At 70.7% G+C, this 25,106-nt stretch carries 29 protein-coding genes and 3 tRNA genes; 20 read left to right on the top strand and 12 right to left on the bottom strand.

Annotation, left to right across the window (positions count from 1 at the left end):
* Window positions 1–14 precede the first annotated feature (14 nt).
* The 5 genes from menE to F1734_RS19925 are packed head-to-tail and all read right to left on the bottom strand — an operon-like array spanning window position 15 to window position 3,316.
* Window positions 15–1,157 carry an o-succinylbenzoate--CoA ligase gene (gene menE, locus F1734_RS19945; RefSeq protein ID WP_010592050.1) on the bottom strand — a complete coding sequence of 381 codons (1,143 nt, stop codon included), beginning with the start codon at window positions 1,155–1,157 and terminating at the stop codon, window positions 15–17.
* Window positions 1,154–1,453, bottom strand: a complete 300-nt coding sequence (locus F1734_RS19940; protein ID WP_010592049.1) for a DUF3349 domain-containing protein — start codon at window positions 1,451–1,453, stop codon at window positions 1,154–1,156. The genes menE and F1734_RS19940 overlap by 4 nt, the downstream gene beginning before the upstream one ends.
* A gap of 12 nt (window positions 1,454–1,465) precedes the next feature.
* Window positions 1,466–1,804 carry a DUF3349 domain-containing protein gene (locus F1734_RS19935; RefSeq protein ID WP_010592048.1) on the bottom strand — a complete coding sequence of 113 codons (339 nt, stop codon included), beginning with the start codon at window positions 1,802–1,804 and terminating at the stop codon, window positions 1,466–1,468.
* 37 nt (window positions 1,805–1,841) lie between these two features.
* Entirely contained in the window at window positions 1,842–2,105 is a 264-nt protein-coding gene (locus tag F1734_RS19930) for a hypothetical protein (RefSeq protein WP_017680030.1), read from the bottom strand.
* Window positions 2,102–3,316: an inorganic phosphate transporter gene (locus F1734_RS19925; RefSeq protein ID WP_010592046.1), complete on the bottom strand. Its 1,215-nt coding sequence runs from the start codon at window positions 3,314–3,316 to the stop codon at window positions 2,102–2,104. Before F1734_RS19925 ends, F1734_RS19930 begins: the two co-directional genes overlap by 4 nt.
* Window positions 3,317–3,591: 275 nt before the next feature.
* Between F1734_RS19925 and F1734_RS19920 the strand changes: the two genes are divergently transcribed.
* From F1734_RS19920 to F1734_RS19900, 5 genes are all read left to right on the top strand, one after another.
* Window positions 3,592–5,010: an ABC transporter substrate-binding protein gene (locus F1734_RS19920; protein WP_040271946.1), complete on the top strand. Its 1,419-nt coding sequence runs from the start codon at window positions 3,592–3,594 to the stop codon at window positions 5,008–5,010.
* Window positions 5,011–5,095: 85 nt separating this feature from the next.
* The gene (locus F1734_RS19915; protein WP_040271949.1) at window positions 5,096–7,381 is read left to right on the top strand and encodes a branched-chain amino acid ABC transporter permease; all 2,286 of its coding nucleotides are present in this window, start codon (window positions 5,096–5,098) and stop codon (window positions 7,379–7,381) included.
* Window positions 7,374–8,111, top strand: coding sequence for an ABC transporter ATP-binding protein (locus F1734_RS19910; protein WP_010592043.1), 738 nt, complete (start codon window positions 7,374–7,376; stop codon window positions 8,109–8,111). Before F1734_RS19915 ends, F1734_RS19910 begins: the two co-directional genes overlap by 8 nt.
* On the top strand, window positions 8,108–8,851 hold the full coding sequence (locus F1734_RS19905) for an ABC transporter ATP-binding protein (RefSeq protein ID WP_010592042.1): 744 nt from the start codon (window positions 8,108–8,110) through the stop codon (window positions 8,849–8,851). Before F1734_RS19910 ends, F1734_RS19905 begins: the two co-directional genes overlap by 4 nt.
* 2 nt (window positions 8,852–8,853) lie before the next feature.
* The gene (locus F1734_RS19900; RefSeq protein ID WP_010592041.1) at window positions 8,854–9,213 is read left to right on the top strand and encodes a hypothetical protein; all 360 of its coding nucleotides are present in this window, start codon (window positions 8,854–8,856) and stop codon (window positions 9,211–9,213) included.
* A 51-nt stretch (window positions 9,214–9,264) separates the two neighbouring features.
* Here the strand turns inward: F1734_RS19900 and F1734_RS19895 are convergent, their stop codons facing one another.
* The 3 genes from F1734_RS19895 to F1734_RS19885 form a co-directional block, all read right to left on the bottom strand.
* The gene (locus tag F1734_RS19895; RefSeq protein WP_010592040.1) at window positions 9,265–9,645 is read right to left on the bottom strand and encodes a VOC family protein; all 381 of its coding nucleotides are present in this window, start codon (window positions 9,643–9,645) and stop codon (window positions 9,265–9,267) included.
* Between the two features lies 1 nt (window position 9,646).
* A complete protein-coding gene (locus tag F1734_RS19890) occupies window positions 9,647–10,093 on the bottom strand; it encodes a hypothetical protein (protein WP_026137596.1) in 447 nt (148 codons plus the stop codon).
* 135 nt (window positions 10,094–10,228) lie between these two features.
* On the bottom strand, window positions 10,229–11,122 hold the full coding sequence (locus tag F1734_RS19885) for a 1,4-dihydroxy-2-naphthoyl-CoA synthase (RefSeq protein ID WP_003937599.1): 894 nt from the start codon (window positions 11,120–11,122) through the stop codon (window positions 10,229–10,231).
* A gap of 134 nt (window positions 11,123–11,256) precedes the next feature.
* On the opposite strand from F1734_RS19885, the gene F1734_RS19880 reads away from it, so the two are divergent.
* The 3 genes from F1734_RS19880 (at window position 11,257) to F1734_RS19870 (ending at window position 13,386) form a co-directional block, all read left to right on the top strand.
* Window positions 11,257–11,895, top strand: a complete 639-nt coding sequence (locus tag F1734_RS19880; RefSeq protein ID WP_010592038.1) for a PaaI family thioesterase — start codon at window positions 11,257–11,259, stop codon at window positions 11,893–11,895.
* Window positions 11,892–12,875, top strand: coding sequence for an o-succinylbenzoate synthase (locus F1734_RS19875; RefSeq protein ID WP_040271952.1), 984 nt, complete (start codon window positions 11,892–11,894; stop codon window positions 12,873–12,875). The genes F1734_RS19880 and F1734_RS19875 overlap by 4 nt, the downstream gene beginning before the upstream one ends.
* Before the next feature lie 70 nt (window positions 12,876–12,945).
* A complete protein-coding gene (locus tag F1734_RS19870) occupies window positions 12,946–13,386 on the top strand; it encodes a DUF6918 family protein (RefSeq protein WP_026137595.1) in 441 nt (146 codons plus the stop codon).
* 53 nt (window positions 13,387–13,439) lie between these two features.
* Here F1734_RS19870 and F1734_RS19865 read toward each other — a convergent pair whose 3' ends face one another.
* Together F1734_RS19865 and F1734_RS19860 are read right to left on the bottom strand one after the other, a co-directional pair.
* Window positions 13,440–14,279: a siderophore-interacting protein gene (locus F1734_RS19865; protein WP_010592035.1), complete on the bottom strand. Its 840-nt coding sequence runs from the start codon at window positions 14,277–14,279 to the stop codon at window positions 13,440–13,442.
* 76 nt (window positions 14,280–14,355) lie between these two features.
* Entirely contained in the window at window positions 14,356–14,943 is a 588-nt protein-coding gene (locus F1734_RS19860; RefSeq protein ID WP_010592034.1) for a flavin reductase family protein, read from the bottom strand.
* A 104-nt stretch (window positions 14,944–15,047) separates the two neighbouring features.
* On the opposite strand from F1734_RS19860, the gene menD reads away from it, so the two are divergent.
* The 4 genes from menD to F1734_RS19840 all read left to right on the top strand — a co-directional run bounded on the left by menD (window position 15,048) and on the right by F1734_RS19840 (window position 19,082).
* On the top strand, window positions 15,048–16,667 hold the full coding sequence (gene menD, locus F1734_RS19855; protein WP_010592033.1) for a 2-succinyl-5-enolpyruvyl-6-hydroxy-3-cyclohexene-1-carboxylic-acid synthase: 1,620 nt from the start codon (window positions 15,048–15,050) through the stop codon (window positions 16,665–16,667).
* 7 nt (window positions 16,668–16,674) lie between these two features.
* Entirely contained in the window at window positions 16,675–17,088 is a 414-nt protein-coding gene (locus F1734_RS19850) for a DUF3592 domain-containing protein (RefSeq protein WP_010592032.1), read from the top strand.
* A gap of 88 nt (window positions 17,089–17,176) precedes the next feature.
* On the top strand, window positions 17,177–18,319 hold the full coding sequence (locus tag F1734_RS19845) for a glycosyltransferase family 4 protein (protein ID WP_017680024.1): 1,143 nt from the start codon (window positions 17,177–17,179) through the stop codon (window positions 18,317–18,319).
* 64 nt (window positions 18,320–18,383) lie between these two features.
* The gene (locus F1734_RS19840; protein ID WP_082061262.1) at window positions 18,384–19,082 is read left to right on the top strand and encodes a demethylmenaquinone methyltransferase; all 699 of its coding nucleotides are present in this window, start codon (window positions 18,384–18,386) and stop codon (window positions 19,080–19,082) included.
* An 11-nt stretch (window positions 19,083–19,093) separates the two neighbouring features.
* Here F1734_RS19840 and F1734_RS19835 read toward each other — a convergent pair whose 3' ends face one another.
* On the bottom strand, window positions 19,094–20,365 hold the full coding sequence (locus F1734_RS19835; protein WP_010592028.1) for a geranylgeranyl reductase family protein: 1,272 nt from the start codon (window positions 20,363–20,365) through the stop codon (window positions 19,094–19,096).
* A 137-nt stretch (window positions 20,366–20,502) separates the two neighbouring features.
* Between F1734_RS19835 and F1734_RS19830 the strand changes: the two genes are divergently transcribed.
* Window positions 20,503–21,549: a polyprenyl synthetase family protein gene (locus tag F1734_RS19830; RefSeq protein WP_010592027.1), complete on the top strand. Its 1,047-nt coding sequence runs from the start codon at window positions 20,503–20,505 to the stop codon at window positions 21,547–21,549.
* A gap of 104 nt (window positions 21,550–21,653) precedes the next feature.
* Window positions 21,654–22,514, top strand: coding sequence for a zinc metalloprotease HtpX (gene htpX, locus F1734_RS19825; protein ID WP_010592026.1), 861 nt, complete (start codon window positions 21,654–21,656; stop codon window positions 22,512–22,514).
* A gap of 107 nt (window positions 22,515–22,621) precedes the next feature.
* On the opposite strand, the gene F1734_RS19820 is transcribed toward htpX, so the two are convergent.
* On the bottom strand, window positions 22,622–23,113 hold the full coding sequence (locus F1734_RS19820; protein ID WP_010592025.1) for a YajQ family cyclic di-GMP-binding protein: 492 nt from the start codon (window positions 23,111–23,113) through the stop codon (window positions 22,622–22,624).
* A 147-nt stretch (window positions 23,114–23,260) separates the two neighbouring features.
* On the opposite strand from F1734_RS19820, the gene F1734_RS19815 reads away from it, so the two are divergent.
* The 6 genes from F1734_RS19815 (at window position 23,261) to hadB (ending at window position 25,066) form a co-directional block, all read left to right on the top strand.
* Window positions 23,261–23,343: transfer RNA gene (locus tag F1734_RS19815), tRNA-Tyr, on the top strand.
* 229 nt (window positions 23,344–23,572) lie between these two features.
* Window positions 23,573–23,645, top strand: a tRNA-Thr gene (locus F1734_RS19810).
* A gap of 44 nt (window positions 23,646–23,689) precedes the next feature.
* Window positions 23,690–23,765: transfer RNA gene (locus F1734_RS19805), tRNA-Met, on the top strand.
* Window positions 23,766–23,823: 58 nt separating this feature from the next.
* Window positions 23,824–23,991, top strand: coding sequence for a 50S ribosomal protein L33 (gene rpmG, locus F1734_RS19800; protein WP_003937613.1), 168 nt, complete (start codon window positions 23,824–23,826; stop codon window positions 23,989–23,991).
* An 87-nt stretch (window positions 23,992–24,078) separates the two neighbouring features.
* Window positions 24,079–24,654 (top strand): (3R)-hydroxyacyl-ACP dehydratase subunit HadA, encoded by a 576-nt coding sequence (gene hadA, locus F1734_RS19795; RefSeq protein ID WP_010592024.1) that lies wholly within the window; start codon window positions 24,079–24,081, stop codon window positions 24,652–24,654.
* Window positions 24,641–25,066 carry a (3R)-hydroxyacyl-ACP dehydratase subunit HadB gene (gene hadB, locus F1734_RS19790; RefSeq protein WP_010592023.1) on the top strand — a complete coding sequence of 142 codons (426 nt, stop codon included), beginning with the start codon at window positions 24,641–24,643 and terminating at the stop codon, window positions 25,064–25,066. The genes hadA and hadB overlap by 14 nt, the downstream gene beginning before the upstream one ends.
* Window positions 25,067–25,106 lie beyond the last annotated feature (40 nt).

Raw genomic sequence — 25,106 nt, 5'->3', positions numbered from 1 at the left:
CGTGACGGGTCGACCTACGAGAACCGGGCGACCAGCGCCCGCCGGTCCACCTTGCCGGGGCCGCGCAACGGCAGGGCGGGGACGACGTACAGCGCCCGCGGGGCCGCGGTGACGTCCAGCGAGGCGCTCGTCCAGGCTCGCAGTTCGTCGAGGGTGGGGGAGGCGCCGGCCTCCGGGACGACGACGACCGCCACCCGCTGGCCGAGCCGCGGATCGGGCAGGCCGATCACGGCGCACTCGCGGACCGCGGGGTGCTCGAGCAGGACGGCCTCGACGACCTGCGGCACGACGGTGAGGCCGCCCGTGGAGACGGCCTCGTCCAGGCGCCCCAGGATGCGCAGGATCCCGTCGGCGAGTTCGCCCGCGTCGTCCGTGCGGAACCAGCCGGGCTCCGCGAACGCCGGATGATCGGGCAGACCACGGTAGCCGCGGGCAAGGGTGACCCCGCCGAGCCACACCCGGGACTGCGCGTCGACCCGGACCGTGGTCCCGGCCAGCGGGACGCCGTCGTACACGCACCCGCCGCACGTCTCGCTCATCCCGTAGGTGCGGACCACGGTGATCCCGGCGTCCCGCGCCCGGCGCAGGGCCGGAGCGGGCGTGGCGGCACCGCCCAGCAGGATCGCATCCAGCTCGGCGAGAGCCGCGACGGCGGCCGGGTGATCGAGGGCCTTGATCAGCTGGGTGGGCACCAGCGACGTGTAGCGCCGTCCTGCGGGCATCGCGGCGATCGCCGCGGGCAACCGGACCGGATCGAAGCCGCCGGCGACGTCGATCACCACGGGCCTGGTTCCCGCCAGCAGGCCCCGCAGCAGCACCTGCATGCCGGCGATGTGGTGGGCGGGCAGCGCCAGCAGCCACGAGCCGGGCCCGCCGAGACGCTCGTGCGTGGCGTCCCCGCTGGCCCGCAGCGCTGCGGCGGTCAACTGGGCGCCCTTCGGGGTGCCCGTGGTGCCCGAGGTGGCGACGACGAGACCGATGCCGTCGTCGACGGGTTCGCCCGGGCGCAGGGCCCCGGTCAGTCGCCGGATCTCCCGGTCGTCGGCGGCCGGCACCGGGAGCAGGGCCGGTCCGTCGCCGTCGAGCATGCGCCGGAGTGCGGGCAGGACCGCCTGCACGGCGTCGCCGGAGGGGACTGGCAGCACCTCGAGGTTCATGTGGCGGGGCCGGTGAGGGGCCATCCTCCGGTCTCGAGGTGCCGGCGCACCCGATCGATGTCCTGTTCGAGCGGCATCTCGTTGGTGATCTTCGTGATCAGCACGGCGATGTCCGTCTTCGAGATGGGCAGGTCCCCGTCGTCGACGAGGGCGTGCGCGACCTGGTCGACCTCGTCCTCCGACAGCCGCCGGCTGAGCAGCGCGAACAGCGGCACGTAGTCCTGTTCCGGCACGCCCTCCGGATAACCGGCACGCAGCCATTCGATGATGGAGGTGAGGAACGGCGGAAGCGTCACGGGGGCACCTCCTCAGTCCGTCCCGTCGTCGCCGGTCACCACGGTCCCGTCCTCGGCGACCACCGGCCAGCCCCCCGCGGCGAGGTGCCCGGCGACTCGTTCGAGGTCCTCCTCCGACGGTTCCTCGTGGAGCACGCCGGCGATGATCTGCTTGAGCGTGTCGTAGTCGACGTGGCGCTCGGGATGCTCGTGGGCCGTGGCGATCGACATCTCGCACACTTCGGCGATCTCCTCGTCCGTCAGACGCCGGCGCAGCACGGCGAGCAGCGCGAAGTGATCCTTGGCCGGGATGCCTTCCGGGTAGCCGGCACGCAGCCAGTCGAGGACCGAACGGAGCGAGTACTTGGACAATGTCGTTCTTTCGTGGGACGGACGGCGGGGCGGTGGCTCAGAAGAGGTCGAGGCCGAAGGTGCTCGACAGGAAATCCGAGGCCAGCAACAGTATCCCCGCGACGATCGCGATCAGCACGACGGCGAAGCAGACGACGGCACCGGCGATGCCGAGCGGGTTCGGCCGGGCCTGCTCACCTGCGCGACCCGCCACGAGCGAGCGCATGCCGAGCGCGAAGACCGCCGGCAGGCCCGCCCCGAAGAAGAGGCCGACGAGGACGACCTGCCACAGCGAGCTCAGGGTGTTCGTCAACAGGGTCACGGGCGTCCCTCCGTGGGAGTGGTCGGTGCGGCCGGCACGTCCTCGGGCGCCGGGGCCGGGGCCGGGGTCTGCGCGGGAGCGAGCTTGCCGTCCCACTCCGCGGTGACGTTTGAGGCGTCGATCGGCTGCCGGCGCGAGCGCACGTACATCAGCAGCGACAGCGCGCACAGCACCGCGAACACCACCACCACACCCGGCAGGCCACCGATCAGATGGGCCAGCCCCCAGCACAACGCGCCGACGAGAGCCGCCGACGGCAGGGTGATCAGCCAGGCGACGGCCATGCGGCCCGCGACGCCCCAGCGCACGTTCGCCGAGCGGGTGCCCAGACCGGACCCCAGGATCGACCCGGTCGCCACGTGGGTGGTCGACAGGGGCAGGCCGAAGTGGCTCGAGGTGAGGATGATCGCGGCCGACGACGACTCGGCCGCCATGCCCTGCGGGGGTGCGATCTCCACCAGCCCCTTGCCGAGCGTGCGGATGATGCGCCAGCCGCCGAGGTACGTGCCCAGGGCGATCGCGACGGCGCAGGAGAACTTCACCCAGAACGGCATCTCCGCGTCGGCGGTGATGCTGCCGTGCGCGACGAGCGCCAGGAAGATCACGCCCATCGTCTTCTGCGCATCGTTGGTGCCGTGCGCGAGCGAGACCAGCGAGGCCGAGCCGATCTGGCCGATGCGGAAGCCGTGACCGCGCGTCTCGTCGGGCACCGCGCGGGTGATGCGGTGCACGGACCAGGTGCCCACCGTGGCGACGAGGGCCGCGACCACCGGCGCCAGCAGCGCCGGAATGATCACCTTGCCGATCACTCCGTCCCACACCACGCCGCCGATTCCGAGCGACGCCAGGGCCGCGCCGATGAGGCCGCCGAACAGCGCGTGCGACGAGCTCGACGGCAGGCCGAACAGCCACGTCGCGAGGTTCCAGAGGATGCCGCCGACGAGACCGGCGAACACGATGAGCAGCAGGGCCTCGCCGCCGGTGCTGTCCAGGTTCACGACGCCCTTGGCGACCGTCGCGGCGACCTCGACCGACAGGAACGCGCCGACCAGGTTCAGCGAGGCGGAGAGGGCGACCGCGACCTTCGGTTTCAGGGCGCCGGTGGCGATCGATGTCGCCATCGCGTTCCCGGTGTCGTGGAAGCCGTTGGTGAAGTCGAATGCGAGGGCAGTGACTACCACCACCAGGAGGACGACAAGCTCTGCGGTCACATCTGCCGATTGTGAGGTAGCCGGTGGGTAAAAGTACAGCGACGGGTCGGTGAACACCGACACCTCGACGGTTCCGCCGGTGGCAGGGTGCCCGCGGCGGTTCCCCGCTGTGCGGAGATTCACTCACCGATCGGTGTGTGACCGACTTCACCGCAGGTCTCACTGACCGGGAATCCCACGTCGCGGCCTCCGCGGCCCTGGCTAGCTTTCGCCGCACCACCCCTCCCGCGCCGACCGCCGGACAGGGGTTGCTGTGACGAAGGAGACACCCGACCTTGAACAAGCACACACTCGCCAGGACCGTGCTGGCGCTCACGGCCTCTGTCGCGTTGCTCTCGGCCTGTGCCGGCGAACGCGGCGCCGATCCGTCGGGCGGGGCCGGCACCGGCGGCACCGGAGCCGCCGCGGCCGACACCCTCACGGTGGACAAGTTCGGCACCCTGGACTCGCCGTGCGGCGAAGGCGACGCCACGGGTGCCACCGACCAGGGCGTGACCGACACCGAGATCAGGATCGGCTACGGCGACGACCGCGGCTACGCCAAGAGCCCCGGCCTGAACAAGGAGATGTCCGACGCCGTCTCCGCGATGATCGACTGGTGCAACGCCCAGGGCGGCATCAACGGGCGCACCATCGTCGGCACCGACTACGACGCCGCGATGACCCAGGCCAACTCGGTCATGCAGGATGCGTGCCGCTCCGAGTTCATGATGGTCGGCCACGGCTTCGCGATGGACCAGACCGCCGAGCAGACCCGCGTGGCCTGCAACCTCGCGGCGGTGCCCGGGTTCACCGTGTCCCCGGAAGCGGCCAACGGCCCGATGACCTACCAGGGCGTGCCGTTCCCCGTGGACTTCGCCAACGGCTCGGCCTGGTTCCAGCTGGCACAGCTGCGACCGGACCTGAAGGACAAGTTCGACCTCGTCGGCAGCACGATGCCGACGATCGTCACGTCCCTGACGAAGGTGCGCTCGATCGCCGAGGCCGCGGGGTTCGAGCTGAAGAACTGCGGCGTCACCATCAACTACGACGGCGAGGCCAGCTACGTCCCGTTCGCCGAGAAGTTCAAGGAGTGCGGCGTCGAAGGCCTGTGGACCTCCCGGTCGCCGGTGCCGAACGAACTGAACTTCTTCAAGGCACTCGGACAGGTCGGCATCGATCCCGTCCTGATGGGTGAGGCCACCTGGTACGGCGAGACCGTCAAGGAGGCCAACGCCGGGGGTCTGCTCGACAACCTGTACGCGGGCATGGGCTTCCAGATGCTCGAGAACGCCGACAAGGTGCCGGCCGTCCAGCAGTACGTCGACCTCGTCGAGGAGCAGGGCGGCAAGACCGCGTTGCTGGGCATGCAGGCCACCTCGTCGTTCCTGCTGTGGGCCACCGCGGCGAAGGAGTGCGGGTCGGACCTGACCCGGCAGTGCATGATCGACGAGCTCTCGCAGATCCACGAGTGGGACGGCGGCGGTCTGCACGCCGTCACCGATCCCGGCGCCAACATGCCCGCCAAGTGCGGCCTGATGGTCTCGCTGAAGGGCGACGCGTACACGCAGGCGTTCCCGCAGTCCTCCGGCGAGTTCGAATGCAACGACGAGTACCTCGTCGCCACCGCACCCGAGACGTGGGGCACCGAACTCGGTCCCGACCGGATCGCCACCAAGTTCATGAACCCGAACGTGCTCGCGCCGCAGGACTGACCGGCCTGCACCGACCGGCGGGGCGGTGCCCGCGCGGCACCGCCCCGCCTCCACACGACCGGTTCTCTACCGACAGGGCTTCACCATGAACACATTCGTGACGTTCACGATCCTGGGCCTCGTGCTCGGGTCCGTGTACGCGATCGCGGCCTCCGGGCTCGTTCTGACCTACAACACCTCCGGAATCTTCAACTTCGCGCACGGCGCCCAGGCGATGCTCGGCGCGTTCCTCTACTGGCAGCTCACGGCCGGCTGGGGGCTGCCCGTCCCGCTGGCCCTGCTGGTGGTGCTGTTCCTCGCGGGGCCGCTCATGGGCCTGGCGCTGTACGTGGTGATCATGCGGGGCCTGCGGGACACCGCCGAGGTCACCAAGATCGTCGTGACCGTCTCGATCATGCTGGGGATGCTGTTCCTGTCCCAGTGGTTCTGGCATCCCGAGAAGCCCCGCTCGCTGGGCATGTTCTTCGGCGACGACACGGGGATCCGGGTGCTCGGCGCGTTCGTCCGCGTCCACGAGATCCTGTGCGTGCTCGCGGCCGTGGGGATCGCGGTGGGATTGCGCATGCTCTTCCAGCGCACCCGGACCGGCGCCACGATGCGCGGCGTCGTCGACGATCCCGACCTGCTGCGCCTCAACGGGCACAACCCCGAACGGATCGCGGCGTTCTCCTGGGCGCTCGGCTCCACGCTCGCCGTCCTCGCCGGCGTGCTGATCACCCCGATCAGCGGCGGCAGCCTCGAGGCCAACATGCTCACCCTGCTCGTCATCGACGCGTTCGCGGCCGCCATGTTCGGCCGGATCAGCTCGATCCCGCGCACCTTCGTCGGTGCCCTCGTCCTCGGCCTCGCCGGCGCCTACCTGATCGGCTACGCCCCCTCCTCGTGGGCGTGGACGTCGAATCTGCGTGTCTCGCTGCCCATGGTGGCGTTGTTCGTGGTGCTGATCGTGCTGCCCCAGGACCGGCTGCGCGGCGCGGCGATGCGCACCCGCGAGCGCTACCACGTGCCGAGCGTCCGCAAGGCCGTGGTGTGGGCGGTCGCTCTCGTGGCCATCGTCTACCTCATCCGCCTGCTCATGGTGGAATCCGCGATCACCACCTTCACCCTCGGCATGACCTTCGCGATCGTCGCGCTGTCGCTGACCCTGCTCACCGGGTACGCGGGGGAGATGAACCTCGCCCCGCTGTCGTTCGGGGCGATCGCCACGATCGTCGTGTTCCACTTCGGGATCACCGGCACCGGACTCGACCAGCGGCTGACCGTGTGGGGTGTGCTGCTCGCCGTGGTCGTCACCGCGCTCGTCGGCGGGCTCGTCGCGCTCCCGGCGCTACGCCTGCGCGGCCTGTACCTCGCGCTCGCCACCATGGCCTTCGGCGTGTTCGTCTCCAACATGGTGCTGCGCGACACCACCGAACACGAACTGTTCGGCGTCGAGTTCTCGATCTTCACGGGCGGTTCGCTCGTGATCCCGCCGCTGCGGATCGGCCCGCTCGACCTGCAGGACGAGACGACGTTCCTCATGACGGCGACGGTGCTGTTCGCGCTGCTCGGTGTCGGGGTCGTCGCCCTGCGCAACAGGGGCTACGGACGTCGCCTGGCGGCCATGAAGGACAGCCCCGCCGCATCGGCCATGCTCGGGCAGAACCTGATCACCCTCAAGCTGAGCGTGTTCATGCTCTCGGCCGCCATCGCCGGACTCGGCGGTGTGCTGATGTCGAGCGCCACCGGTGCCGTCGCGGGCGAGAACTTCAACATCATCGTGAGCCTGACCCTGCTCATGCTCACCGTCGTCGCGGGCATCGGGTACGTCAGCGGCGCGCTGTTCGGCGGTGTCATGGCCGGCGTGGGCTTCGCGGTCATCATGGTCTCGTTCAACAACCTCGCCAAGACGCAGCCCGAACTCGAGGGCCTGTACCTCCTGCTGGGCAACATCGCCGCCGTCAGCCCCGCGCTGATCGGTATCGGGGTGGGTCACAATCCGTCCGGCAGCGTGCACCAGATGGTCGAGGGCTACCGCCGTCTGCTCTCCGCCCGGCCGGTGCTGTACGGCGGCGGCGCGGCGATCGCGCTGCTCTACGTCCTGGCCCTGACGGGCGTCCTGGGCAACTGGTGGTTCGCGGCCCTGACCATCACGATCGTGTTCCTGCTGCCCGTCGTCGGCGAGTGGCTCATGCCCGGTGCGGTGCTCGGCGCCGACGAAATGGAACGGCGCCGCACCACCCCGCCCGAACTCGTCGGTCTCGACGAGCCGTACACGGCCGAGGGGCGCTACCGCCTCGACCGGGAACTGGGCCTGCCCGCGGCGCGGCCCACCCCGGCGGCGCCCGAATCGTCCGCGAGCGTCGCGAAGGAGCTGAGCGCGCATGTCTGACACCCTGCTCGAGACCCGGGGCATCACGGTCCGGTTCGGCGGGCACACCGCCGTCGACGACGTGAGCATCAGCGTCGCCGCGGGCACCGTGACGGGGCTGATCGGCCCCAACGGTGCCGGCAAGACCACCCTGTTCAACACCGTCACCGGACTGCAGAAGCCGACCGCCGGGCAGGTGTTGCTCGACGGCGTCGACCTCACCCGCGCCGCGCCCTACAAGCGCGCCCGGCGCGGACTGGCCCGCACCTTCCAGCGGCTCGAGCTGTTCCTGTCGCTGTCGGTGCGCGACAACCTCCGGGTCGCCGGCGACATGCACCGCACCGCGACCCGTGCGCGGCACGACATCGACGCCGAGACCGACCGGCTGCTCGACCTGACCGGACTCACGGACGTCGCGGACATGGACGTCTCCGACATTCCCACCGGCCGCGCCCGCGTCGTCGAGGTCGCGCGGGCGCTGATGACCCGGCCGCGGGTGCTGCTGCTCGACGAACCGGCGTCCGGACAGACGGAACAGGAGACCGACGACTTCGCGGACCTGCTGTGCCGGCTCGCGGACGACGGCCTCGGGATCTGCCTCGTCGAGCACGACCTGCCGCTGGTGATGCGGGTGTGCTCGCGCATCCACGTCCTCGACTACGGCGCGCTCATCGCCTCGGGCAGCCCCGAGCAGATCCGCAACGACCCCGCGGTGATCGCCGCGTACATCGGAACCGAGGAGGTGGCATGAACGCCCCCGTCACCGATCTCGTCGACGTCTCCGGCGACGAGCCGACCCCGTTGCTCGAACTCGTCGACGTGCGGGCGAGCTACGGACCCATCGAAGTGCTGCACGGGGTGAGCCTGACGCTGCAGCCGGGCTCGGTGGTCGCCCTGCTCGGGCCGAACGGCGGCGGCAAGACCACGACGCTTCGGGTGTGCTCGGGCGTACTGCCCGTCGAGCACGGCGAACTGCGCGTCGCCGGCCGCGTCGTCAACGGTGTCGACGCCGCCGCGCTCGCCCGGCTCGGCGTCTGCACCATCCCGGAGGGGCGGGGGATCTTCCCCAACCTCACCGTCCGGGAGAACCTGTGGGTCGCCACCGGCACCGGCGTGTCGCTCGAGGATCTCGAGACCGTCGCCTACGAGCGCTTCCCGATCCTCGGGAAGCGACGCGGCCAGCTCGCGGGGTCGATGTCGGGCGGCGAGCAGCAGATGCTCGCCCTGTCCCGCGCCCTGGGCACCGATCCCACCGTGCTGCTGCTCGACGAACTGTCCATGGGGCTCGCCCCCCGGATCGTCACCGAGATGTACGACATCGTCGGCCGGCTCGTCGAGGACGGGTTGTCGATCCTCGTCGCCGAGCAGTTCGCGCGGGCGGTGCTGCCCATCGCGACGTCGGCCGCGCTGATGCTGCAGGGCCGCGTCGTGCGGATCGGTGAGCCCGCCGACATCGAGAACGAACTTTCGACCAGTTATCTAGGAGGATGACCATGACCGCACTCACCGAGGAGCGGCGCGCCAAGTTCCGGAAGGACGCGGCGGAGCTGAAGCTCGACACCGGATCCGCGAAGGGGGACGGACCCGCACGAATCGGCGGGCTCGTGCTGATGATCGGCGGTGCCGTCGCCGCGTTCGTCGTCTACTTCGCCTCGCTCACCCAGGCGGACCTGCGCAACATCGCGTCGTACCAGATCCTCGCCACGGCGTTGCTCATCGTCGCGATCCTCGGCGCCGCGCTGTACGTCGCCGGCGCGATCGCCCGGGTGCTGAGGCTGTGGCTGCTGCGTCAGCTCTACGAGTCGCAGGCCCACACCGAGCAGATCGCGGCCGCCCTCGAGACCCGCCGCTGACGCGGCCGGTGTGTCCTTTGGGCTGCCAGGGCAGCCCAAAGGACATACCGCTCAGCGGGTGTCGCGGCGCAGAGGGTGATCGGCCGGGATCTGCACGAGCACGATCGGGATGCCGTCCGGATCCGCGATCCACAGTTCGTGCAGTCCCCACGGCTCCTGCCGGGCCTCCCGCACGATGGGGACGCCCTTCGTCACCAACTCGGCCTCCGCGTCGTAGACGTCGCGCACCTGCAGCCACAGTGCGCCCTCGAAGTGCTGCGGCCGGGCGCTGCCGCCGTGCGCGGCCACCTCGAGGAGCGACTGACCGGCGAAGAACACCGTTCCGCCGGGATACTCGCGGTAGATCGCCAGACCCAGGACTTCGCCGTAGAACCTCAGGGCGACGTCGTAGTCCGACGGCCGCAGGATCGTCCGGCCGGCGAGAATCTCCATCTCACCCGTCCTCGACCGGTCTGGCCTCGTGCCCGCGTCGCCCGTGGGTGCGGCGGTCCTCCTTCATCTCGGCCTCGAACAGATGCCGGCGGCCGGCGACCAGCTCGTCGCGCACCTGCCGGTCGAGCTCACGGAACTCCGTCCAGTAGCCGTCGTCGAAGTCCTCCACGATCTGGAAGGTCCACCGCCCCTCGACAACGTTGCGTCCGACCATCTCCGTCCGGACCCGGTCGGCGAGCTCGCGGTGACCGGCTTCGGCGAGCTTGTCGACGGCGTCGCCGAGCAGCAGGTCGGCGCGGCCCATCAGCTGGTGGAAGGCGTACAGGTTGCCGCGGGCCTGCTCGACCGTCTCGAGCGCCTCGGAGAGTTTGCCGGCGGCCGCGACCGTCTCGTCGGAGACGCCGGCGGGGCGGATGTGGTCGGGGAGTGGTTGCTCGCGATCCGTCATGGTCAGGAGTGTGCCCGATTCGGACCGTTTCAATCGGGACGTTCTCGCGACGAGCGGGAGGTTGGCGTGCACTGCACCCGGACGACGAGGCGACAACCTCCCGCTAACCTCCCGCTCCGCGCGGGCAACTCCCGATCAGTAGTGCCAGGGGTAGGGCGACCAGTCGGGTTCGCGTTTCTGCAGGAACGCGTCGCGGCCCTCGACCGCCTCGTCGGTCATGTACGCCAGCCGAGTGGCCTCGCCCGCGAACAGCTGCTGGCCGACGAGCCCGTCGTCCTGCAGGTTGAACGCGTACTTGAGCATGCGCTGGGCCTGCGGGGACTTGCCGTTGATCTTCGCGGCCCATTCGAGCGCGACGTTCTCGAGCTCGGCGTGGTCGACGACGCGGTTGACCGCGCCCATGTGGTGCATCTCCTCCGCCGTGTAGGTCTCGCCGAGGAAGAAGATCTCGCGGGCGAACTTCTGCCCCACCATTTTCGCGAGGTACGCGCTGCCGTAGCCGCCGTCGAAGCTGCCCACGTCGGCGTCGGTCTGCTTGAACCGGGCGTGTTCCCGGGACGCGAGCGTCAGGTCGCACGTGACGTGCAGACTGTGCCCACCGCCGGCGGCCCAGCCGTTGACGAGGGCGATCACGACCTTCGGCATGAACCGGATCAGCCGCTGCACCTCGAGGATGTGCAGCCGGCCCGCCCGGGCCCTGTCCACGGTGTCGGCGGTCTCGCCGTTCGCGTACTGGTAGCCGCTGCGCCCACGGATCCGCTGGTCGCCGCCGGAGCAGAAGGCCCAGCCGCCGTCCTTCGGGCTGGGGCCGTTGCCGGTGAGGAGCACCGCGCCGACGTCGGACGTCATGCGGGCGTGGTCCAGCGCCCGGTACAACTCGTCGACGGTGTGCGGACGAAACGCGTTGCGCACCTCGGGCCGGTCGAACGCGACGCGGACGGTGCCCTGCGTGACGTGCCGGTGGTAGGTGATGTCGGTGAGGTTCTCGAACCCGGGTACGGGCCGCCACAGCTCGGAATGGAAAGTCACCCGTCGACCATAGAACCCCGATGCGCCACCGCGGCACCGACGTCCTGCCGGAACACCGTCCTGCCGGAACACCGTCCTGCCGGAACACCGTCCTGCCGGAGCACCGTCGTGCTGGAACGCGTTACCGTGCAGGCATGAGCGAGCAGACGGACAGCACGGTGGACGCCGAGTACGAACATCACGGCGGGTTCCCGGTGTACACGCCCGTGAAGGCCGGACCGAACTTCGGCCGCCTCGTCGAGGCCCTGCGGCGGCTGCAGGATCTCGCCGTCTCCACCCACCTCCCCGACGACGTCGTCGACCGCGCCATCGAGCAGGCCGAGGCGCTCGGGGACCTGCTCGAGCCGCACGTCGTGCCCGAAGGCCGGTCTCCGGCCGGCTTCAACGTCGACCTGCCCGGCCGCGGCAGCCTGCTGATGCTGCCGTGGATGCTCGAGAAGTTCGATGCCGAGTCGGTTCGCTCGCGGGGCACGTTCCGGGTCTATCACCGCGGCGGCAACAGCGCGGCGCACGGCGGAACCCTTCCACTGCTGTTCGACGACCTGTTCGGGATGGTCGTCCACGCGGCCGGTCATCCCATCGCCCGCACCGCCTACCTGCACGTGAACTACCGCAAGATCACTCCGCTCGAGACCGAACTCGTCGTCGAGGGCCGGGTCGACCGGGTCGACGGGCGCAAGTTGTTCTGCTCGGCCGAGCTGCGCGACGTCGACGGCACGCTGCTCGCCGACTGCGAGGCCCTGATGGTCCAGTTGCGGCCCGGCCAGCCGTGACCGCCGCGGCCCTGCCGCCCCTCGACGAGATCCTCGACGCTGCCGTCGTGGTGTCGCTGCCCATGCGGGTGCGGTTCCGCGGCATCACCGCACGTGAGCTCGTGCTCGTGCGAGGTCCCGCCGGCTGGGGAGAATTCGGGCCGTTCCCCGAGTACGCCGACGAGGAGGCCGCCCACTGGCTGCGTTCGGCCCTCGAATCCGCGTGGCTCGGGCCTCCGGCTTCGCGCCGGGACACCGTCCCCGTCAACGCCACCGTCCCGGCCGTCGGCCCCGGCGACGTACCGCAGATCCTGGCCCGGTTCCCCGGAGCCCGCACCGCGAAGGTCAAGGTCGCCGAACGTGGACAGGACCTCGCGCAGGACGTCGCACGGGTGCGGGCCGTGCGCGAGCTGGTGCCGAACGTCCGCGTCGACGCGAACGGCGGGTGGAGTGTGGACGAGGCCGTCGTGGCGCTCGGGGAACTCGTCGCCGACGGCCCGCTCGAGTACGCCGAGCAACCCTGCGCGACCGTGCCCGAACTGGTCGAGGTGCGTCGCCGCATGCCCGACGTGCCGATCGCGGCGGACGAGAGCATCCGGCGCGCCGAAGACCCCCTGAAGGTGGTCCGGGCCGGCGGCGCCGACGTGGCGGTGGTCAAGGTGGCCCCGCTCGGCGGGATGCGACGGCTGCTGGCACTGGCCGACGAGCTGGCCGGGCACGGCGTGCCGGTGGTGGTGTCGAGCGCACTCGACTCGGCCGTCGGAATGGGGGCCGGACTGGCCGCCGCGGCCGCGCTGCCCGCGCTGCCCTACGCGTGCGGACTGGGCACGGGCGGGTTCTTCACCGCCGACGTGGCAGCGCCACGGACGATGGCCGACGGGCAGCTCCCGGTGGGACAGGTGACGCCGGATCCGGCGCTCCTCGACACGGTGCGAGCCGACCCCGAACGGACGCGCTGGTGGTTCGACCGGGTGCGGCGGTGCCGCGCCGCGCTCGACTAGGTGCGGCTCGGGTCGTCGTATATCGTTCCGGGCGTTCGTACTCACGAGTCACATTACGGAGGCAGTGGAAGTGGTTGCAGCTCTGGATGATGCCCTGCTCGGCGCCGACAAGGTCCCGGCGGTCGTCGCCGACGTCGAGGCGCTGATCGACGCCGAGGTGGCGGACAAGAAGGGCGCGTCGGGTCTCGCGCTCAAGGCCGGTTACGCGGCGGTGACGAAGCTCGGCCCGTCGATCGTGCCCAGCGCCGTCGAGGGCCTGCTGCCGGAGTTCGTCGCCAAGATCCAGCCGTTCTGGCAGGACTACGCCGGCAACGGTGACTTCGCCGACTACCTCACCGCGCGCGGCGAGACCGTGGCGGACTCGCTGCTCGGGGTGACGGACGCGCGCATCGCGGCCTCGTCGCGCACGGCGATCAAGAAGGTCTACGACAAGCTGCGTCCGTCGGCGCAGAAGCACGTCGTCGAGGCCCTGCCCCGCGTGGGCGCGCTGGTGCAGAAGCACGCCGGCTGAGACGTCGACGGCGCCCTTCCGGTCCCCGCACACAGGGCCGGAAGGGCGCCGCCTCAGTACGCGGCGGCCCCGTACTTCCAGTACCCGCTGAACGTCACGGCCGACTTCTCGAGGCCCCGTTCCCGCACGAGGTGACGGCGCATCGCCGTCACCAACCCGGACTCTCCCACGACGAATCCGTAGCCCGGCCCGTCCGGCAGCTCCGCGGCGCGCACCGCGTCGAGCACCTGCGCTCCGGGCCGCACATCCGTCCGGGTCACCGGATGCACACGGGTCCGCGGTCCCGTCACCAGGTTCTGCGCCGCGACGTCCTCGAGGTGGGAAACCTCGACGAACACCTCCGTGACCGTCGCGTCGTTCCGCTCGGCCGACGAGGCGAGGATCCCGGCGATCGCCGGCAGCGCACTCTCGTCGCCCACGACGATCTGCCAAGTCGCCCCGGCCGGGCGGTGGAACATGATGCCCTCGTCGAGCAGCGCGAGCGCCGCACCCGGTTCCGCTGTCCGCGCCCACGCCGACGCCGGTCCGGTGTCGCCGTGGGTCGCGACGTCCACGACGAGTTCCGCTCCGGGCCCGTAGCGGCCGCAGCCCGCCTCCCGGTAGTCGCGCACCGTGTAGTTGCGCAGGATCGGACGTATCTGTTCCGGCATCGCCTGCATCTGCGGCCACCAGCTGTGGTCGGCGGCTCCCGGCAGGGTCGGCGCGTGCCGGCCGGGACCGGGCAGGAACATCCGGAACCACTGGTCGAACCCCATCGGCGCGAACCGGGCGAGTCCGTCGCCGCCGACGGTCACGCGCACGAAGCTCGCCCCGAGTGGTTCGGCCGCGAGGACGTGGGCGGTGACGATCTCGCGGGTGGCGGGCGGCGTCCGGGTCGTGGTGCGCGCAGCCATACATAACCTCCGTCCCGAGACGCCGGGCGTCGTCGGCGACACTCGGTCGACGATAAAATCAGCGGAGGCTAACCTATCATTCGGGTCGATCGAGGTGGCGCACCCGCGGTGTCAGACCCCACTCGTTCCGCCCCAGCCGGCTCGCCGGTGCCAGAGCCGCCACGTCCGGCAGCCCGTCCTCGGCCAGTACGTCGGCCCGGACCGACACGGCCACCACGTCGCCCATCACCACGAAGCAGTCCCCGACCTCGATCACCCGGTGCAGAGTGCACTCGATCGCCGCCGGCGATTCCGCGACCCGGGGTGGATGCACCCGCTCGCTGCGCTCGGGCCGCAGGCCCACGGTCGCGAACTCGTCCACGTCGTGCGCGAATCCCGCCGACGTCGCGTTCACCCGTTCCATCAGCGGCACGGTCGCGACGTTGATCACGAACTCGCCGGTCTCCTCGATGTTGCGGACGCTGTCCTTGCGCCCCACCGAGGTGAACTGCACCACCGGCGGGTCCACGGCGGCGACGGTGAAGAAGCTGTACGGCGCGACGTTGGGCACACCGTCTGCGGACACCGTCGACACCCACGCGATCGGCCGCGGCACGATCGTGGCGGTCATCAGTCGGTAGAAGCGGCCGGTGCCCAGCTCGCCGGGATCGAAGACGGTGCGCATCGGCCCATTGTCGCTGTGACCCGCGTCCCGCGCCGCCCGGGGGACCGGGGCGCGCCGTCCGGGGGACCGGGGCGCGCCGCCCGCCCCGCACTACTCTGGGTTCCGTGAACCCGTCCACCGCCCAGGCCACCGCCGTCGTCGACGAACTCGCCCGAGGGGGCGTCCGCGACGTGGTGCTGTGCCCCGGCTCCCGCAACGCACCGCTCGCCTTCGCGCTGCAGGCCGCCGACAATGCGGGCCGGTTGCGGCTGCACATGCGCATCGACGAGCGCACCGCCGGATTCCTCGCGATCGGCCTGTCGGTTGCCTCCGGCCGTCCGGTGCCCGTCGTGATGACCTCCGGCACCGCTGTCGCCAACCTCGCGCCGGCCGTGCTCGAAGCCAACTACGCCCGGGTGCCGCTCGTGGTGCTCAGCGCCAACCGGCCCTACGAGCTGCTCGGCACCGGCGCCAACCAGACCGTCGAACAGCTCGGCATGTTCGGCACCCAGGTCCGCGCCACCATCAGCCTCGGCCTGGCCGAAGGGATCGAGCAGAACAGCCAGTGGCGCTCCGCGGTCAGCCGCGTCCTCGCCGCCGCCCGCGGCACCCGCTCCGGCAACGCCGGTCCGGTCCACTTCGACATCCCGCTGCGCGAGCCGCTCGTCCCGGACGTGCACGCCCAGGGCCCGGGACCCGAGGGCCGCCCCGACGGCAGCGCCTGGACCACCACCGTGCACGCCACCCTCGACGTGCCGATGGACCTCGACATCACCGCCGACACCGTGGTGATCTCCGGGCACGGCTCCGCCTACCGGCCCGAACTGTCGGCACTGCCGACCGTGGCCGAACCCACCGCGCCGCTCCACGGTGTCCCGCTCCATCCGATGGCGCTGCCGCATCTGAAGCCGCGGCAGGCGATCATCACCGGCCGGCCCACGCTGCACCGGCCGGTCTCCAAGCTGCTCGCCGATCCGTCGGTGGCGGTGTACGCCCTCACCACCGGACCGCGCTGGCCCGACGTGTCCGGCAACGTCCTCGCCACCGGCACCCGCGCCGTCGTCACCGGCCGGCCCGATCCGGCCTGGCTGGAACGCTGCCGGAACCTGTCCGCCCACACCGACAAGGCCGTGCGCGCCCAGCTCGACGCCCATCCGAAGCCGACCGGCCTGCACGTCGCGGCGACGGTCACCGACGCGCTGCGGGAAGGGGACCAGCTGCTGCTCGGGGCCTCCAACCCGGTGCGCGACGCGGCGCTGGTGAGCTACCCGCGCGACGGGGTGCGCGTGCTCTCCAACCGGGGTGTCGCGGGCATCGACGGCACCGTCTCGACCGCCGTCGGCGCCGCCCTGGCCTACCCGCAGGGCCGCACCGTCGCCCTGATGGGTGACCTGACGTTCCTGCACGACGCGTCGGGGCTGCTGATCGGCACCGCCGAACCGCGACCGCAGAACCTGACCGTCGTCGTCGCCAACGACGACGGCGGCGGCATCTTCGAGCTGCTCGAGCAGGGCGACCCGCAGTACGCCGGCGTCTTCGAGCGGGTGTTCGGCACCCCGCACGGCATGGACCTCGCCGCGCTGTGTGCCGCGTACCGGGTACCGCACGAGCGGGTGGACCTTCCCGCACTGACCGCCGCGCTGGCCGACCGGGCCGAGCTCCCCGGCGGCATCCGGGTGCTCGAGGTGATCACCGACCGTTCCGGCCTGCGGGAACTGCACGCGGCCGTGCGCGCCCAGCTGTGACGGACGCATGAGCGGAATCGACAGGGCACGCCGGGCGGTGCTCGGCGTCGCGATCGGCATCTCGGTGCTCGCCGTGATCCTGGTCCTTGCGGCGTGGCGCAACGACCATCTGATCGCCTCCGACATGGGCACCGCCACGGCAGAGGTGCTTTCCGCCGGGTCGCTGCGCTCGGCGATCAGCTTCGTCACCCCCGACGGTGTCACCCACAATCCCGAGCTCGGTGTGCTGTATCCGACGGGACTCACGGCCGGGCAGCGGATCGCCGTCGAATACGCCCGCAGCGACCCCGACCTCGTGCGGGTCACCGGCCGCGACGCCCGGGTCGCTCTCGTGCCCGCCGCCTCGCTGATCGTGGTGACATGGCTGGTCGCGGCCCCCGTGCTCACGTATCTCCGGCGGCGCAGCGAGGCGCGCGCGTAGCGGTGCAGCCGGGAGGATTCGCCGGAACTTCGCCCGGCGGACACCTCGACCACCCCGCCCGGACCGCCGCCACGGCGATGCTGGGCCGGTGCGAGTAGCCATCGTCGCGGAATCCTTCCTCCCGAACGTCAACGGCGTCACCAACTCGGTGTTGCGCGTGCTCGAGCACCTCGACCGCCACGGCCACGAGGCCCTGGTCGTCGCTCCCGACACCGTCGCCGGTCTGCCGCCGGCGCCCGCCCATCACGACGGCATCCCGGTGCATCGGGTGCCGGCGGTGCACGTGCCGAAGGTCAGCTCCCTGCCCGTGGGGCTGCCACAGCCCGCGCTCACCGGCATCCTGCGCGGATTCGCACCCGACGTCGTGCACCTGGCGTCGCCGTTCCTGCTCGGTGCCGGCGGCCTCGGCGCGGCCCGCAGGCTCGACCTGCCCACCGTCGCGGTCTACCAGACCGACGTCGCCGGATTCGCGTCCAGCTACGGTCTCGGCCTCGCGGCCCGGGCCGCCTGGCAGTGGACACGCCGGATCCACCGGGCCTGTGACCGCACGCTCGCGCCGTCGACGGCCGCCGCCGCGGACCTCGCCGCGCACGGCATCCCCCGGGTGCACCGCTGGGCGCGGGGCGTCGACACCGCACGCTTCACCCCGGCCCGGCGCAGCGACGCGCTGCGCCGGGCCTGGTCGCCGGACGGCCGGCTCGTGGTGGGTTTCGTGGGCCGGCTCGCCCCGGAGAAGCACGTCGACCGTCTCGCGGTCCTGTCGGCCGACCCCCGCTACCGGCTCGTCGTCGTCGGGGACGGCCCCGAACGCGCCCGGCTCGAGACGGCCCTGCCCGGGGCGGTGTTCACCGGCCACCTCGGCGGTGACGCCCTGGCCGACGCCTACGCGAGCCTCGACGTGTTCGTCCATCCGGGCGAGCACGAGACGTTCTGCCAGGCCGTGCAGGAGGCGCTCGCCAGCGGCGTCCCCGCGATCGCGCCCGACGCGGGCGGCCCACGCGATCTCGTCGCGCACTGCCGCAACGGCTATCGGCTGCCGGTCGACGGCTTCACCGACCTGCTGCCGGGCGCGGTCGGCGCACTCGCCGACCCGGTGCTGCGCGCCCGGTTCGGCGCGGCCGCGCGGCGCGGTGTGCTCGGCCGCACCTGGCCCGCGGTGTGCCACGAACTGCTCGGGCACTACGAGCAGGTCTGCTCGGTCCGGCCGGGCACGCTGCGGCGCAGCGCGTAGCGGTAACGTCGGCACAGCGCGTAGCGGTAACGTCGGCACAGCGCGTAGCGGTAACGTTTCGACCGTGGCAACTACTCACGGGTCGCGGGCCTCGCTCGCGAAGGATCCGCGCGAGGTCGCGTCGATGTTCGACGGCGTCGCCCAGCGATACGACATCACCAACACCGTGCTCTCCTTCGGGCAGGACCGCAGCTGGCGACGAGCCACCCGGGCGGCGCTGGACCTGCGGCCGAGGGAGCGCGTCCTCGATCTGGCCGCCGGCACCGGGGTGTCGACGGTGGAACTCGGCCGGTCCGGTGCGTGGGTGGTGGCCACCGACTTCTCCACGGGAATGCTGCAGGCGGGCGCGTTCCGGCAGGTGCCGATGGTCGCGGGCGACGCGATGCGCCTGCCCTTCGCCGACGCGGTCTTCGACGCCGCCACCATCTCCTTCGGGCTGCGCAACGTCTCCGACTTCGAGGCCGGGCTCCGCGAGATCGCGCGGGTGACCAAACCCGGCGGCCGCCTCGTGGTGTGCGAGTTCGCCACACCCGTCTCGGCTCCGCTGCGCGTGCTCTACCTCGAGTACCTGATGCGGGCACTGCCGCGGGTCGCGCGGACCGTCAGCAGCAACCCCGACGCGTACGTCTATCTCGCCGAGTCGATCCGGGCGTGGCCCGCGCAACCCGAGCTCGCCGAGCGGATCCGGGCCGCCGGCTGGCGGTCGGTGCAGTGGCGCAACCTCACCGGCGGGATCGTGGCCCTGCACCGGGCGGTGCGCTGACCGGACGCGGCTCAGGCGAAGAGCGGTCGGCGGTCCCAGCGCAGCGACGCGCCGCCCCCGGCCCGCCACGCCCGTGCGACGACATCCTCGTCGCGCTCGGTGACGAGGTTGCCCATCACCCGGACGGCCACCGTCATCAGCGACGTCGAACTCATCCCCACAGGCCCGGTGGCCGGCAGAAACCGCGGCAACGTCAGCAGCCCGGCCAGTCGCCGGGCTGCGGAGAACGCCCGCCCGTAGCGCTCGCGCAGCAGGGCCGGCCACAGCTGCGTGAGATCGTCCGCATCCAGGACGCCGGCGACGAGCCGCCCACCCTCGAGGCCGTAGTCGATGCCCTCGCCGTTGAGCGGATTCACACACGCCGCGGCGTCGCCGACCAGGGCCCAGTTCGGGCCCGCCACACCGGACACCGCACCGCCCATCGGCAGCAGCGCCGACGCCACCCGGGTCGTCTCGCCGAGTCCCCACTCGCCGCGCCGCCGCGACGCATACAGCTCGATCAGCGGGCGCAGCGACCCGACGGCCGGCCGCTTGGAGGTGGCGAGCGTGCCCACGCCGATGTTGACCTCCCCGGTGCCGAGGGGGAACACCCAGCCGTAGCCCGGGTGCAGCGTGCCGGCGTCGTCGCGCAGCTCCAGGTGCGACGTGATCCACGGGTCGTCGCTGCGGGGGGAGGTGGCGTAGGCGCGGGCCGCGACCCCGTACGCGGTGTCGCGATGCCACTGCCGGCCGAGCAGCCTGCCCAGCGGAGAACGGACCCCGTCCGCCACGACGAGTCGTTCGCACCCGACGGTGCGCGGACCGCGCGCGGTCGCGAAGGTCACCGCGGTCACCCGCGTTCCCTCGCGCTCGACGGCGACGGCCTTGGTTCCCTCGGCGGCCGCGGCGCCCGACTCGAGGGCGACGCGGCGGATCCGGTCGTCGAGTTCGGTGCGTGGCACGGCGCTGCCCTGGGCCGGGAAGGAACCCGACGGCCACGGAAGTTCGAGGCTGCGACCGAAGCCTTCGAGCCGCAGGCCCCGGTTGACGGTGCGCGTGCGCACCCAGTCGCCGAGGCCGAGGCGGTCGAGTTCGGCCACCGCCCGCGGGGTCAGGCCGTCGCCGCACGTCTTGTCCCGGGGGAAGGTCGCGGCATCGACGAGCAGTACGTCGCGGCCGGCGCGGGCCGCCCAGGCGGCGGCCGCCGACCCGGCAGGACCTGCGCCGACGACGAGCACGTCGGTACGGTCGGGGAGCTCCGGAAGGTCGGGCCGCGGTTCGGACCCAGCGTGTTCTGCCACCACGGCTCCATCCTTCCAGGTACGGCTTCGGTGCCTCGGGGAGGTAGCCGACCGGCGGAGCGGCTAGGTTCACTACCGTGGAGCCGATTCGACAGCGGACAGCGGTAGCCGGGTCGACAGAACAGGATGGGTACCTCATCGTGAGCACTGAAGGGGCGGCGCAGTCCGCCGGTCCGTCCGGCGCGACGTCGGACACGGTGGTGGCCGGGGTGGACCTCGGCGATCCGGTCCTGGCGGGCGCCGTCCGGGACGGTCTCGCCCGGGTCGAGGAAGTGCTGATCTCCGAGCTCTCCGACGGCGAGGACTTCCTGACCGAGGTCGCACTGCATCTCGCCAAGGCCGGCGGCAAGCGGTTCCGTCCGCTGTTCACCCTCCTGACCGCCCAGCTCGGTCCGAAGCCGAACGATCCGGCGGTCGTGACGGCGGCGACCGCGGTCGAACTCGTGCACCTGGCCACGCTGTACCACGACGACGTGATGGACGAGGCCACCATGCGCCGGGGCGCACCCAGCGCGAACGCGCGGTGGAGCAACAGCGTGGCCATCCTCGCCGGGGACTTCCTGTTCGCGCATGCGTCGCGACTGGTGTCGACGCTCGGTCCCGCTGCGGTACGGACCATCGCCGAGACGTTCGCCGAGCTCGTGACCGGACAGATGCGCGAGACCATCGGCAGCGGGAAGGAACGGGACCCGGTCGAGCACTACCTGAAGGTGGTGTGGGAGAAGACCGGCTCGCTGATCGCGACGAGCGGACGCTTCGGCGGGACGTTCTCCGGCGCCGACCCGGACCAGATCGCGCATCTGGAGCGGCTCGGCGACGCCGTCGGCACCGCGTTCCAGATCGCCGACGACATCATCGACATCTCGTCGGCGTCGACGGAGTCCGGCAAGACCCCGGGGACGGATCTGCGCGAGGGTGTCCACACCCTGCCGGTCCTCTACGCCTTCCGTGAGACCGGGCCCGACGCCGATCGGCTGCGCGAACTGCTCGCCGGACCGGTCGAGGACGAGGCCGCCGTCGCCGAGGCCCTGGAGCTGCTGGCGCGGTCGCCGGGAATGGCGGCCGCGAAGCGGACGCTGGGCGAGTACGCGGACAAGGCCCGCACGGAACTGGAGTCGCTGCCGCCGGGACCGGCGAACGAGGCCCTGCGCCGGCTCGTCGACTACACGATCGCGCGCGTGGGGTAGGAACCCGGACGTCGGGAGGCCGCTGCAGCCGATGACGGCAGGGAACCCGCTCCCCACCCTGCTTCGTTGAATGCTGGGGCAAGATCGACGGGAAGAGGCGTGACGTGCACGGGAATGCGAACCGGCTGAAGACGGCGGGGCTCCTCATCGGGATGTCCGCCCTCATCGTGTTCATCGGCGCCCTGTTCCGCAACCCGACGATCCTGATCGGGTCGATCGTCCTGGCCGTCGGGATGAACGCCTACGCCTACTTCAACAGCGACAAGCTGGCGTTGCGGGCCATGCATGCCCAGCCGATCACCGAGGTACAGGCGCCGGTGATCTACCGGATCGTGCGCGAGCTGGCGACCACGGCGCATCAGCCGATGCCCCGGCTGTACATCAGCCCGACCAGCGCACCCAACGCGTTCGCGACCGGCCGCAATCCCCGCCATGCGGCGGTGTGCTGCACGTCCGGGATCCTGCAGATCCTGAACGAGCGGGAGTTGCGCGCGGTGCTCGGGCACGAGCTGTCGCACGTCTACAACCGGGACATCCTGATCTCCTCGGTGGCCGGTGCGATGGCGGCGGTGATCTCGGGGCTGGCGAATCTCGCGTTCTTCGCGAACATGTTCGGCAACCGCGACCAGGGCACGAATCCGCTGGCCCTGCTGCTGGTGTCGCTGCTCGGTCCGATCGCGGCGACCGTCGTCCGGCTCGCGGTGTCGCGTTCCCGCGAGTACCAGGCGGATCAGTCCGGCGCCGAACTCACCGGAGATCCGCTGGCGCTGGCCTCGGCGCTGCGCAAACTCGAGCAGGGCACCCGGGCGGCGCCCCTGCCCCCCGAGCCTCGGATCGCCGCGCAGTCGCACATGATGATCGCGAACCCGTTCCGTCCGGGGGAGCGGGTGAGCCGATTGTTCTCGACCCACCCGCCCATGGCGGAGCGCATCGACCGGCTCGAGCGCATGGCCCGCGGGGGCTGACGCCCGCACTGCCTACCGGACGCACTGCCTACCGGACGCACTGCCTACCGGACGCACTGCCTACCGCCCGCACCGGCTACCGGACGCACTGGTAGTCGATGCACTGCCTACCGGTAGTTGACGAACTGCAGCGCGATGTCGAGGTCGGCGTTCTTGAGCAGTGCGATCACGGCCTGCAGGTCGTCGCGCTTCTTGCTGGTCACGCGCAGCTCCTCGCCCTGGATCTGCGCCTTGACACCCTTGGGTCCCTCGTCGCGGATCAGCTTGGAGATCTTCTTGGCGTTCTCGGTGCTGATGCCCTGCACCAGGGACCCGCTGATCTTGTAGACCTTGCCGGACTGGGTGGGCTCGCCGGCGTCGAAGGACTTCAGGGACAGATTGCGCCGGATCAGCTTCTCCTTGAACACCTCGAGGGCGGCCTTGACGCGTTCCTCCGTGTCGGCGGTCAGGGTGATGGACTCTTCGCCGCTCCACTCGATGCCCGCCCCGGTGTTGCGGAAGTCGAAACGGGTGCCGAGTTCCTTGGCGGCCTGGTTCAGCGCGTTGTCCACCTCCTGGCGGTCGACCTTGCTCACCACATCGAACGACGAATCAGCCACGTGCACTCCACTTCGGATCGGTTCTGTACGGGTTGCCGCCCCGACGCTATCGGGTGGCGCAGTGCCGCTGTCCACCCGGTTTGCACAACAGGGGGGTGTGCGTTGTATTGTTTCAAACGCGCCAGGGACACGGTCCCGATCGCGCCCGGCAGGTTGCCCGAGCGGCCAATGGGAGCGGACTGTAAATCCGTCGGCTTACGCCTACGTAGGTTCGAATCCTACACCTGCCACCGGAACGGCCCCGATCCGAACGGATCGGGGCCGTTCTGCGTTCGCAGACGTTCCGGTACCGACCAGTCGCCGGGTTTCGGCGGGCGCAGACTTCAGAGCGCCTCCGGGTGTTCGGCCGAGGGGTGAAAAAGTCGATTTACGGCCCCTGAACTGGCGATTTTGTTCCTGCAGAGGAGTGTGTGTAATCTTTTGGAGGCCGCAGCGAGCAGAGATGCTCACGGTGGTCGCGCCCCCTTAGCTCAGTCGGCAGAGCGTTTCCATGGTAAGGAAAAGGTCGACGGTTCGATTCCGTCAGGGGGCTCGCTGGATTGTGGTGCCGCCGTTGTTCGCGACACTCGACACCGAGGCGGTGTAGCTCAGTTGGTAGAGCAAACGACTCATAATCGTTGCGTCGCCGGTTCAAGTCCGGTCACCGCTACCACAGTTGAATGAACCACCCTGATCGTCGTTGATCAGATTGACGCGAAAGAAGGCATCCCGTGGCCTCCTCCACCGACGTGCGGCCGAAGATCACCCTGGCCTGCGAGGTGTGCAAGCACCGCAACTACATCACGAAGAAGAACCGTCGCAACGACCCCGACCGGTTGGAGCTGAAGAAGTTCTGCCCCAACTGCGGCACTCATCGCGCACACCGCGAGTCGAAGTAGTCGTACAGGGTCGACGTCGACGCGTGAGCTCCCCGCACAATCGCCCACGCCGGCCGGCGTCCGGGCGAAGTTGCGGGAGTTCTGCGTATGACGGGCACATTCGTGAGTGAAGAATCGGTCGTGGACGGCACCGAACAGGCCGGGATCCAGTTCGATGTAGCGGCACATGCGGCCTCGATGGTCGGTCACCACTATCGCGTCGAGGACTTCTACGAGGTCGGGCGGGAAAAGGTCCGCGAGTATGCGCGCGCCGTGCTGGACAACAATCCGGCACATCACGACGAGGAAGCGGCGAAGGGCCTCGGCTACGACGGCCTCGTCGCGCCCCTCACCTTCATCTCCATCGTCGGCATGATCGCCCAGCGCAAGCTGTTCGACGAGGTCGTCACCGGATACGACCTCAGCCAGATCATGCAGACGGACCAGCGGCTGGTGTTCCACCGGCCCATCCAGGTGGGCGATCGGTTGTTCTGCGACGTGTACCTCGACGATTTCCGTCAGGCTGCCGGCAGCGACATCATCACCACCAAGAACATCATCACCGATCAGCACGACAACCTCGTGATGACCTCGTGGACCACCCTGGTGGGCCGCACCGGTGGCGAGGTGGACGAGAACATCGCCCACGCAGTCAAGGATGTGATGATGCATGTCGCGCCGTAGGTTCGAGGACGTCGCCGTCGGTGAGGAGCTGCCCGTGCGGGTGGTGACGCTCACCCGTGGCAACCTCGTGAACTACGCGGGTGTGTCGGGTGATCCCAATCCGATCCACTGGAGCGACGAGGTCGCCAAGCTCGCCGGCTTGCGCGACGTGGTCGGCCACGGCATGCTCTCCATGGGCATCGCGGCCGGCTTCGTCACCGACTGGCTCGGTGACCCAGGGGCGGTGACCGAGTACAACGTTCGGTTCACCAGTCCGGTCTACGTCGAGGCCCACCGGGCCGCCGAGGTGGAGTTCTCCGGCAAGGTCAAGTCGGTGGACGCGGACAGCAAGACAGCAGTGGTCGCGATCGTGGCGAAGTCCGAGGGACGTAAGATCTTCGGGCGGGCCACGGCAACGGTCCGTCTGGCCTGACCGGCCGGCGGATTGGGTTTGTCCCGGGGCTATGAAGTAC

This window comes from Rhodococcus ruber (genome assembly GCF_016804345.1).
In the GTDB taxonomy this organism is placed as follows: Bacteria; Actinomycetota; Actinomycetes; order Mycobacteriales; family Mycobacteriaceae; genus Rhodococcus; species Rhodococcus ruber.
This window is presented reverse-complemented; position numbering and strand designations above follow the sequence as displayed.

Excerpts from the sequence above, each read along its gene's own strand:
- menE (WP_010592050.1), bottom strand. The coding sequence starts at position 1,157 with ATGAACCTCGAGGTGCTGCCAGTCCCCTCCGGCGACGCCGTGCAGGCG.
- F1734_RS19915 (WP_040271949.1), top strand. The coding sequence starts at position 5,096 with ATGAACACATTCGTGACGTTCACGATCCTGGGCCTCGTGCTCGGGTCC.
- F1734_RS19910 (WP_010592043.1), top strand. The coding sequence starts at position 7,374 with ATGTCTGACACCCTGCTCGAGACCCGGGGCATCACGGTCCGGTTCGGC.
- F1734_RS19905 (WP_010592042.1), top strand. The coding sequence starts at position 8,108 with ATGAACGCCCCCGTCACCGATCTCGTCGACGTCTCCGGCGACGAGCCG.
- F1734_RS19900 (WP_010592041.1), top strand. The coding sequence starts at position 8,854 with ATGACCGCACTCACCGAGGAGCGGCGCGCCAAGTTCCGGAAGGACGCG.
- F1734_RS19895 (WP_010592040.1), bottom strand. The coding sequence starts at position 9,645 with ATGGAGATTCTCGCCGGCCGGACGATCCTGCGGCCGTCGGACTACGAC.
- F1734_RS19890 (WP_026137596.1), bottom strand. The coding sequence starts at position 10,093 with ATGACGGATCGCGAGCAACCACTCCCCGACCACATCCGCCCCGCCGGC.
- F1734_RS19880 (WP_010592038.1), top strand. The coding sequence starts at position 11,257 with ATGAGCGAGCAGACGGACAGCACGGTGGACGCCGAGTACGAACATCAC.
- F1734_RS19865 (WP_010592035.1), bottom strand. The coding sequence starts at position 14,279 with ATGGCTGCGCGCACCACGACCCGGACGCCGCCCGCCACCCGCGAGATC.
- F1734_RS19860 (WP_010592034.1), bottom strand. The coding sequence starts at position 14,943 with ATGCGCACCGTCTTCGATCCCGGCGAGCTGGGCACCGGCCGCTTCTAC.
- F1734_RS19850 (WP_010592032.1), top strand. The coding sequence starts at position 16,675 with ATGAGCGGAATCGACAGGGCACGCCGGGCGGTGCTCGGCGTCGCGATC.
- hadA (WP_010592024.1), top strand. The coding sequence starts at position 24,079 with ATGACGGGCACATTCGTGAGTGAAGAATCGGTCGTGGACGGCACCGAA.
- hadB (WP_010592023.1), top strand. The coding sequence starts at position 24,641 with ATGTCGCGCCGTAGGTTCGAGGACGTCGCCGTCGGTGAGGAGCTGCCC.